This is a genomic window from Salinibacter sp., assembly GCF_036626415.1.
Lineage (GTDB): Bacteria > Bacteroidota > Rhodothermia > Rhodothermales > Salinibacteraceae > Salinibacter.
This window is the reverse complement of sequence record NZ_JAZKRW010000153.1, coordinates 1-6,297: the sequence shown is the minus strand read 5'-3', so window position 1 is coordinate 6,297 and position 6,297 is coordinate 1. Positions and strand designations below refer to the sequence as shown.

6 protein-coding genes are annotated in these 6,297 nt (G+C 69.3%); all 6 read right to left on the bottom strand.

Features of this window, described 5'->3' with window-relative positions:
• On the bottom strand, window positions 1-1,063 hold a 1,063-nt coding region (locus V5A20_RS12695), incomplete at its 3' end, for a glycosyltransferase family 4 protein (protein WP_332327490.1).
• Window positions 1,064-1,121: 58 nt separating this feature from the next.
• Window positions 1,122-2,309, bottom strand: coding sequence for a glycosyltransferase (locus tag V5A20_RS12690; protein ID WP_332316771.1), 1,188 nt, complete (start codon window positions 2,307-2,309; stop codon window positions 1,122-1,124).
• A gap of 41 nt (window positions 2,310-2,350) precedes the next feature.
• Complete coding sequence (locus V5A20_RS12685; protein ID WP_332316770.1) at window positions 2,351-3,151, bottom strand: Nodulation protein H; 801 nt, start codon at window positions 3,149-3,151, stop codon at window positions 2,351-2,353.
• 37 nt (window positions 3,152-3,188) lie between these two features.
• Window positions 3,189-4,175 (bottom strand): glycosyltransferase family 2 protein, encoded by a 987-nt coding sequence (locus V5A20_RS12680; RefSeq protein WP_332316769.1) that lies wholly within the window; start codon window positions 4,173-4,175, stop codon window positions 3,189-3,191.
• A gap of 238 nt (window positions 4,176-4,413) precedes the next feature.
• On the bottom strand, window positions 4,414-5,868 hold the full coding sequence (locus V5A20_RS12675) for a lipopolysaccharide biosynthesis protein (RefSeq protein ID WP_332316768.1): 1,455 nt from the start codon (window positions 5,866-5,868) through the stop codon (window positions 4,414-4,416).
• Window positions 5,869-5,898: 30 nt separating this feature from the next.
• The coding region (locus tag V5A20_RS12670) for a glycosyltransferase (RefSeq protein WP_332327489.1) at window positions 5,899-6,297 on the bottom strand (399 nt) is incomplete at its 5' end.

The following is a 6,297-nucleotide window of genomic DNA, read 5'->3' as shown; positions in this document are numbered from 1 at the left end:
GTCCCCGGTCGGCGAGGGTGCGCCGCAGGGAGGGCTGCTCGTCCAGGGTGCGGATGCCTTCGGCCAGGGCGTCGCGATCGCGGGGATCTACGCGCAGGGCGGCCGAACCGGCCACCTCGGGCATGGCGGCGGTGGTGCTGGTGAGGACGGGCGTCCCGCACGCCATCGCCTCCAGAATGGGCAGGCCGAAGCTTTCTCGGAGGGACGGGTAGAGAAAGGCGGTGGCCTGGCTGTAGACCGCCGGCATGTCGTCGTGGGCGATGTAGCCGGGCAGCCGAATCCGGTCGATCAGGTCGGGGTGGCCGAGGGCGCGAAGGGGGTCGCGGAGCCGGTCGCGGTCGACGTCGGCCACCACGAGCGGGCGCGGCGCCTCGGCCATTTCAGCGTACTGTGCGTAGGCCGCCACGACGCGGCGCATGTTCTTCTTCGGGTCTGTATTTCCAAAAAACAAGAGGAACGCGTCCGGCAGGTCATATCGACGCCGGACCGCCTGGAGCGTGTCCGCATCGGTGACGGGGGCAAAGCGGTCGGACACGGCATTGGGCACGACGGCGAGGCGATCGTCATCGTCCAGGGCCGGAAGGCGGTCGGCGATGCGGCCGCGCTCATGGTCGGAGACCGTCACGACCGTATCGGCTCGGCGGGCCGCCGGCGGCACCACCCACCGCCGGTAGACGTTGCCGAGGCGCTGGTACCAGGTTCCGCCCTGCGGCCACAGGGTCGCGCCCTCCAGAAAAATGACGTCGTGGAGCGTAAGCACGAGCGGCACGTCCAGGCGGAGCGGGGCCGTGTTGTTGGTGCAGTGCAGCAGGTCGACGTTCGCCTGGCGCGCGGCCCGCGGCAGGGCGCGCTGCTCCCACGTCGGATACGACCACCCGTCCACCCGGCGCACCTCCAGGTTGGGGCGGGGTTCCAAGCAGAGGTCCGGGCCGGGGCGCACGAACACGACGAACGTGTGCTCCGGCGCCGCGTCGACGAGGTGGCGGATGGTTTCGAGGGCCACGACGTCCATGCCGTGCTTATTGGCTCGGAAGAGGCGTTGGGCTTCGATGCCGATGCGCATGGAATGGGGGCCTTGCGGATGAAAGGTTGTGAAGAGGTGGGGCGGCTCGCGCACAGGCTCAGGACGAAGGGGCGGACGCCTGTGACGTGTGATGGGGCGTGGTGGTGTTGGGAGCGAGCCCTTCCCGGCTGCGGAGAAGAGCACGCAGGCCCAGCCACACGCCGCGGGGCAGCGCGGAGAGGAGCGACGCGACCGACAGGTCGTCGCGGTCGGCGGGCACGGCGGCAAAGAGCCCGGCGGCCAGGAGTCCCGACAGCCCGCCCCAGGCCCCAGCCCAGCCCAGAGCGCCTGCCAGGAGGTTTCCCAGAGAGATCAGCGGAAGGGACGCCACCAGGAGTGCGCGCGGCGGGAGGAGCATCTGCACCACCTTATCGACGTAGTCGAACGGGCCGCCCCGTACCAGCGCCCGGAGTCCGCCGCGGACGTGCCGGCGCAGGTAGCGCGCCTGCGCCCCGATCCAGCGCCGCCGCTGATCCACGAAGACCGCGTCGGCCCGTACCTTCTCATCGTACACCACCGCGTCGGGGGCGTACTCGATGCGGGTCCCCGCCCGCAGCAGTCGCAGCTCAAGCTCCTTGTCGAATCCGTCGGGCGTGTCGATGGCCCCCATGAAGCGCCGGAACAGGTCCATCTCTAGGGCCATTCCCGACCCAATCAGCGCCGCCGAGAGGCCGAGCGCGTGGTGGCCTCGGCGAAAGATCTGGTTGTTGATGGCTTCGCTCACCCCATCGAGGCGGGCGAGTGCCGTGTCGTGGTTTTTGGCCACGCGCCGCCCCTGCACCACGCGAGCCCCGTTCGCTACCGAGCAGGCCACCTGTTCGAGGAAGCCCGGCGCCATGACGTTGTCGGCGTCAAGCACCACGGCAGCGTCGTATTTGTCCGGGGGCGTGGCATCGAGCCCGTGCTTGAGGGCCGTTGCCTTGGTGCTTTCCTCTACGTCGAGGGGCACGACCGTGACGGGCAACTCGTCCAGGGCCGCCATTGTATCGGGCCGAAGCGAATCGGCGATGACAACGACCTCGAAGACGCCGGGATAGTCGTGGTCGGCGGCGCGGCGGGCCGTATCGACGATGACGGCGTCTTCCTTGTAGGCCGGAATATAGACCGCCAGGCGCGGCCAGGACGACGGCCGGGGGACCCTGTGCGAGCGGGAACCCCAGCGCGCGGCGGCGGCAAAAAGGACGAGATAAGCCACGGCGCTCCCGGCGCCGAAGAAGAGCAGCGAATTGAGGAGGGTCCAGAGCATGGCGAGCGAAACGAAAGAGGCAGGGGAGGCGAGGAGCCGTGCTACGCGGACACGGCGGACAAAAAGCGAGCGTACGGCGACGCCGCCACCCAGCGGCGCACGTCGTCCGGATTGGTGGCTAGGTCCGACAGCCGCCGCGGGGTGGTCTTGCGCAGCGAGGTATCGGGGGCGATGGGGTCGAGGTCGAGCCGGTCGGTCGTGCGGTGGAGCGTATCGGCGTGGCGTGCCGGGTCTTCCAGGTGCTCTTCGTAGGTGAGCGACAGGTGCGGCAGGCCGTCCAGGACCTCCTGCTCGAAGCGCCGAAGCTGCGCGCTGCCGTCTAGCCACCGGAAGAGGTCATCGCGGCGCACTCGGATGGCGGGGCGATCTGTGGCGTCCGTGTCGGTCTGGTGCCAGCGGCGGCGATGCTCGGCGTAGAGGCCGGAGAGGGCGTGCCGCAGCAGGTTCCGGCGGCGCAGGTACAGCACCCGATAGCCCTGCTCCACCAGCGCCTCCAGGAACGCGCGCCGGTCCGACAGGTGGGTTTGGAGGCTGCGGAGCTGGTAAGAAAGCAGCTTGAAGCCGTAGACGGGGGCTTGAGTCTGCGCCTTGCATTGCTTCACCAGTCGCAGCGGGCGCAAGGCCCGGCGCCGTAGAATTTCGCCGTCGGCCTCGACCGCAGGGTGCGCGTTGAGCATCGAGAGCAGCAACGTGGTGCCCGATCGGCCGCGAGCAAAGAGCACGAAACGCGTCTCGGGCGGCGTGGACCGGACTGTTGGGCGCAGGTGCTGGGCGGCCTCGTAGGCGTACCCAGCGTAGAAGACGTTGACAGTTTTAGCGAAGCCGTGCAGCGCATCGGGCATGGGGGTGGAGGAGCGTAGTGGTCCAGTTGTAAAGAAGTCAGGCAGGGCGCGCTACGGACGGGTCTTGGGAGGAGACCGGCCGCAGGGCCGGAATGTCGGGCAGAGCGGGTTGCCCCTGCACGTCGTCGACGGCGTGGCGCAGGTGCCAGGCGGCCCCCCGGGCCGTGGCCCGGAAGCGCTCGCCCTCCCCCGCCGCCAGGAGCGTCAGCAGCTGCTTCGGCACGGCCAGAACCCAGTAGACGAGCGCGCTGAACAGGAAGGCCCTGCCCTGCACATTGCGGCGCAGGTAGAGCAGCCGGTTGCGCGTCATGTAGTAGGCCTTGAGTGGCGAGTGGCGCCCCACAGACGCGGAGGCCTCGTGACGTACGGTGGCGCGGGCATCGTAGTAGACGGCGTACCCGGAGCGCTTGGCTCGTTCGGTGAAGTCGTGCTCCTCATAGTAGAGGAAGTAGTCCTCCGCGAGCAGGCCGACGTCCTCAAACACCGAGCGCCGGGTCATCATGGCGGCGCCGTGGGCCAGATGGGTGCGGCCCGGTTCGTCGAAGCGACCGTCATCCAACTCGCCGTAGCCGACGGTGTGGGAGCGTCCCGTGTACGGATTGATCGGGGCCGATCCGGCGTACTGGATGCGCGACGGCTCGCCGTCCCCTTCCCCGTCCGCAAACACAATCTTCGGGCTGGCAATGCCCACGTCGGGGCGCGCCTCCATCGTTTCTACGAGCGGCTCCAGCAGGCCCGGCTCCGGGAGCGCGTCGTTGTTGAGCAGGAGCATGTACCGTCCCCGGGCGCGGCGAAGGGCCACGTTGTTCCCACCCGCAAAGCCGTCGTTGGTGTCGTTCGCGATCACCGTCACCTCCGGGAACCGCTCCGCCAGCGCTTCTGCCTGCCCCTCCGCCGAGGCATTGTCGACCGCGAAGACCTCCACGTTCGGGTACGTCAGCGCCCGGAGCTGCTCCAGGCACCGCGCGGTCATCTCCACCTCGTTGTAGTTGATCGTGATGATGGAGACCAGCGGGGTTTCCATGACGGGTCTTTGTTTGGTGCAGGTGCCGGGTGTGTACCCATTGGGCAGTGGAACACGCCCCTTCGGTGCGCCGCGGGCTGTTCTCCAAGCAGCCGTCGGAACGCTGGTTCGAAGTCGTCGAGCGAGTCGCTGGACGCCTCGTCGCGTCCGGGGCGGGCCAGTCCTCCCCGGTGTCTGTCTTCGACCATCAAGATATGAGATTCCGGGGAGACGAGCCGCTCCTTTCGACGAACCTGAGCTACGAGTCGATGCCGTGAGCGCGTTTCGACGAATCCCCGATATGCATCGACGAATCCACGGTCCCCTCCCGCCTTTCGCGTCGGGGCGGCCGACGGTCGCGCGTACTCAGAATGGACCGGAGCCGCACCCCCAACCGCATCGCGGCCCGGCGAACGCCCTGGGACCGCAGGGTGGCCTCCGCCGGGAGCATCGCGAGGCCCACGACAACGCCCGCCGTGAGCGTAAGGGTCGTGACGGCGGCCACGGCCGCCACCGACCCGGTCAGCCTGTAGACCAGCACGTCGCCGACAACGTTGACGGCCAGCATGACGCCCACCTTTACCAGGTTCAGGTGCGGCTTCTCGATGCTATCGAATAGCAGGCCGACCATGCGGTCGAGGGGCGCGAGCGCCAGATAGAGGACAAACCACTGCAGGACCGGGACGGCCCCGGCGTAGCCGTCTCCTCCCAGCAGGCCGACCCAGGTAGGCGCCCACACGGCGAGCACGACCAGCACCGGCAGCAGTCCGGCCGTCACCAGCAGCACCCAGCGGTGGGCGTAGCGCGACAGGGCAGTCGTTCCGTCTCCGCGGCTGCGCTGGGCCAGGGCCGGGTAGGCGGTAGCCGAGAGAGCACGGAGGGGCACCTGCACGAGGCGCACTGCCTTCTGCGCCACGCCATAGAGGCCCACCGCCGCGGGCCCCGCCAGCGCTCCCAGCAGGTAGGTGTCCGAGCTGGTGAGCAGGTGAGTCCCAATCAGGGTGCCCACGCTGTAGCGCCCGAAGGCGAAGAGGCGGCGCAGGGCGGAGACAGTGGCGTGGGGCAGAGCCGCGAGGCGGCCCCACCCGGCCCCCAGCGCCGCGACCGAGGCACTGACCGTAAGCCCGACGTGGAGCCCGGCGGCGAGGTCTGGCGTAACAGGCACGGCGGGAACGGCAAAGACGAGGGGAGCCCCCAGCAGGCCCACCAGCACAAGCGGCAGGCCCGCCCCCTGCATCAGATCCATCCAGAGCACCCGGTCGAAGCGGTCGTCGGCCTCGGCGAGCCAGGTGCTCATGTGCACCGGCAGCACCGCCCAGGCGAGCCACGGGTACCACTGCACGAAGAGTCCGAAGCCGTCGGGCACCGGCAGGGCCGTCCCCCAGAGAGCGACCGCCCCGCTGGCGAGGGCCGTGAGGGCGGCGGCCAACACCCACCCCGCTCCCACGATGGACCGGCCCTCTGCGTCCGTGCGCCCGGCCACGTACCGCACCAGCCCTGTTTTCACCAGCCCGCGACGGCACATGTGGAGGAACGAGGCCGTCGTCAGATACAAAATCCAGCTTCCCAGCCCCTCGGCCCCAAGGAGACGAGCCAGGAGCGTGAACGCCGCCACCCGGAACGCTGCGGTGGTGCCTCGACCGGCGAGCGACAAGACGTGGCGGTTGGACAGGGCGGTCCAGGCACGTTGTCCCCAGCGGCGGAAAACAGACATGGGTCGAGGGGTGGATGGGAAGAGACGCACTTACGCCGACGGCACCGCCGCCCGGGTCCGGTTCAGCACCGTTCGGACGTCGCCGGCCCGGTGCTGCCACCGGTTGTCAGAGGCGACTTCGATGCGCTGCCGCTGCCGCTCTTCGTTCCCTCGATCCCGCACGGCCGCCTCCACTGCCCCGATGAACTGGCTGTCCGTCCGGGCGATGGAGAGCACGCCCTGCAGGTCGCTCAGGTCGGCAAACGCGGTGGTGACCACCGGCAGGCCGGCGGCCAGATACTCGTTGGCCTTCAGCGGGTAGATGCTCCGCGTGAAGTCGTTGCGGACAAAGGGAATGAGGCCGACGTCCATCCGTCGCATCTCATCGGGCAGGGCCTCCGGAGACTTCGGGCCCGTGAGCGTGACGTGCTCGTACCGGTCCAGCCGCCG

Excerpts from the sequence above, each read along its gene's own strand:
- V5A20_RS12690 (WP_332316771.1), bottom strand. The coding sequence starts at position 2,309 with ATGCTCTGGACCCTCCTCAATTCGCTGCTCTTCTTCGGCGCCGGGAGC.
- V5A20_RS12685 (WP_332316770.1), bottom strand. The coding sequence starts at position 3,151 with ATGCCCGATGCGCTGCACGGCTTCGCTAAAACTGTCAACGTCTTCTAC.
- V5A20_RS12680 (WP_332316769.1), bottom strand. The coding sequence starts at position 4,175 with ATGGAAACCCCGCTGGTCTCCATCATCACGATCAACTACAACGAGGTG.
- V5A20_RS12675 (WP_332316768.1), bottom strand. The coding sequence starts at position 5,868 with ATGTCTGTTTTCCGCCGCTGGGGACAACGTGCCTGGACCGCCCTGTCC.